The 2,382-nt window shown below is 54.9% G+C and carries 4 protein-coding genes; 1 reads left to right on the top strand and 3 read right to left on the bottom strand.

Annotation, left to right across the window (positions count from 1 at the left end; all coding sequences use genetic code 11):
• A partial coding sequence (locus tag CW742_RS10725) for a hypothetical protein (protein WP_292420245.1) occupies positions 1-242 on the bottom strand: 242 nt, incomplete at its 3' end.
• Between the two features lie 426 nt (positions 243-668).
• Here CW742_RS10725 and CW742_RS10720 point away from each other — a divergent pair.
• Positions 669-1,082, top strand: a complete 414-nt coding sequence (locus tag CW742_RS10720) for a hypothetical protein (RefSeq protein WP_292420244.1) — start codon at positions 669-671, stop codon at positions 1,080-1,082.
• Between the two features lie 185 nt (positions 1,083-1,267).
• On the opposite strand, the gene CW742_RS10715 is transcribed toward CW742_RS10720, so the two are convergent.
• On the bottom strand, positions 1,268-1,516 hold the full coding sequence (locus tag CW742_RS10715) for a hypothetical protein (protein WP_292420242.1): 249 nt from the start codon (positions 1,514-1,516) through the stop codon (positions 1,268-1,270).
• Between the two features lie 62 nt (positions 1,517-1,578).
• Positions 1,579-2,382 (bottom strand): bifunctional 2-polyprenyl-6-hydroxyphenol methylase/3-demethylubiquinol 3-O-methyltransferase UbiG (locus CW742_RS10710; protein WP_292420239.1); only part of this gene is annotated, 804 nt, incomplete at its 5' end.

The following is a 2,382-nucleotide window of genomic DNA, read 5'->3' as shown; positions in this document are numbered from 1 at the left end:
GCTTCGCATTCGGCCGATGGGGGACGGTATTGAGCCGGGCTTGCGCACACGTCATCGCAAGCGTACACACGGCAGTCTGCATCCATCTGATAGCTGCAGACATTGGAAGGCGCCGGGGGCTGCTGCTGGCCCGCTGCATACGCGGATATCCCGGCAACGACGCCGCCGGCAATCGAAATGCAGACCATGAAAAATACCAGCCGGGCAAGCGGCGATCGTTCTGATGCTCCTGAGATAGCCAATTTTATCCTCACTAATGTACCATCCGGGAGTGTTATGAACCATCCGATTTGAAAAGCAAGACGATGTTTCTCACGATCCGCTCTGCCGGATCCATCTTCTCCTTCTATGCCCCTTCCGCAAGCCCGATCGCAGCCGGCTTTTCGCGCCTGATTGATGCTAACTCATCATTTCTGGATCTCCGGCATGGGGAACCACGGGAAGATCCGCGATTTGGGGCATTCGACAGAATTGGTCTTTCACCATGATCCTTTCCAGGGAAACTTCCACTGACAGGTTTTTTAAGACCCGCCCGGGTTTTTTCAAGCAGTGCCCAAGCAGGAACATTTGAAAAAAAAGCATGAAAATTTTCCATCTTCAAGATGCATTTATTGCGGGAAGGAAGATGTAGTTCCAGGCCCGGAAAAACCGGGCGGAAGGAGAATATCATGACCCCTTCTATGACAAAAAAAATCGTCGGGGGAAGGGAACAGGCCGCCAGGAAGTGGAATTATATTCCGCTCCTTGGGGCTACCCTTCTCATCGTATGTCTTGCAACGGGTGTTGCGCAGGCCGCAACCCCCCTGGAAAACATTCTGATCGACAGTGGATTGTCCATTGCGAAAAACAATCCGTGTCCTGGACAGGTTATCCAGGGTGCCGCCGAACCGAACACCTGCTGGGAACATATTGTTGATTGTTACAATGGCAACCAATTCATCGGAACTGCCAGTGCACCCTGCTACTTCCAGTGGGGCTCCTTTACCTGCGAGGGAACGAAGGACCTGGATACCTGCCAGGCATACTTCGGCGGGGATATTGACAAGACCGTGCCCATCACGACCTGTCATTATCATCAATAAGAATACTCTTCCCCACTTTTTTTTGTAAAGGCGTATGGTATGCCCGGTGCCGGTTCAGCCAACAAAAAAAATTCTAAAAACTGAATTGGATCGCACTGAGAGCGGGCAACCGCATTAGTGATTTCCGGAAATGCGATTGAACAAATTCACCCTGTTGGAGAATGCACGAAAAAAAAGATTCCCTGTCACTTTTCCTGGAGCACAAGATACATCCCGGCAAGAGCGGCGAGAACGGCCACCAGGTTCACGATGGCAAGACTGTCAGCGTCCAGGCCGGCCTGGCCGAGATAATCGAACAGGGCAAACAGGAGGAATGTCACGGCAAAGAGATACCCGTAGGCCTTCTTCTTTGTATAGCCCAGGTAAAAGCCAAGGAAACAGATGACCAGCTCGAGGAGCATGGCAACCGGGGTTACGACCAGTGATAGTGCCATAAAGATCCATAACCCGGATATGGTATAAAAAGATTCGCGGGTCTCGCAGAACCCGAAGGTGATTACCCACGTTGGTGTGTGTTCCACCATACATGCGCCAGCGTTGACATCCCGGAGATAACAACCTCATGGCCCTCTGTACGGATCATCGGGGCGACATAGTCCTCAATCGTTTTCTTCTGCGCCGGTGTTGCCGCCCCGAACCGTTTTGTAAAAAATGCTATCATCTCGTCCTGGCTCGCGAACCGGTACTCCTTTCCCATCGGCATCATCGTCACGTCCGATAATATCCCCATCTGGTACAGGACGCCAAAGAGGCAGTCGGCCTTCGGCCCCGGGTAATACGGCCGGCCGTGCAGCGACATCCAGAGGTCCGCATTCATCCGCTCCCAGAACGGCACGTCGGCAAACCAGAAGAGGTGGACCGAGCCGGAGCACGCGGCATCCATTTTTGCGAGCGCCTCGCGGATGTCGTGCATGGTCAGCGAGAGCGACGCGATGACGATGTCGTACGGTGGTGCGAGGTCGCGGGCAGGATCGACGTCCTCCCAGGTCTTCTGCACGCACGTGATATTCCGGATCCCGTCGCGTTCCGCGTGCTTCTTGAGGACTTCCACCATCCCGGCACCGGGCTCAACCGCGGTCACGTCACGGACGAGCGGGGCAAGGGGCAGGGCAAGGACTCCCGGTCCGGCCCCGATGTCGAGGACCCGGGCATTCTTGGAGAGCGGCAGGGAGGCAATCGTCCTCTGCACCCGGTCATCGTACTCGCTCCGTGCGTTCGCATCGTACCGTTCCGCGTTCTCTTTCTTGTCCCAGTTGTGTGAAGGATCGCCCTCGATCTTCGAAGTCTCCTGCAGGCGCTG

This window comes from Methanoregula sp., from assembly GCF_002835825.1.
Taxonomy (GTDB): Archaea; Halobacteriota; Methanomicrobia; order Methanomicrobiales; family Methanospirillaceae; genus Methanoregula.
Note: the sequence above shows the minus strand (reverse complement) of the source record. Positions and strands in the feature narration are given on the sequence as shown.

What these genes read in the sequence shown, in the direction of transcription:
- CW742_RS10720 (WP_292420244.1), top strand. Translation starts at nt 669, where the DNA reads ATGACCCCTTCTATGACAAAAAAAATCGTCGGGGGAAGGGAACAGGCC.
- CW742_RS10715 (WP_292420242.1), bottom strand. Translation starts at nt 1,516, where the DNA reads ATGGCACTATCACTGGTCGTAACCCCGGTTGCCATGCTCCTCGAGCTG.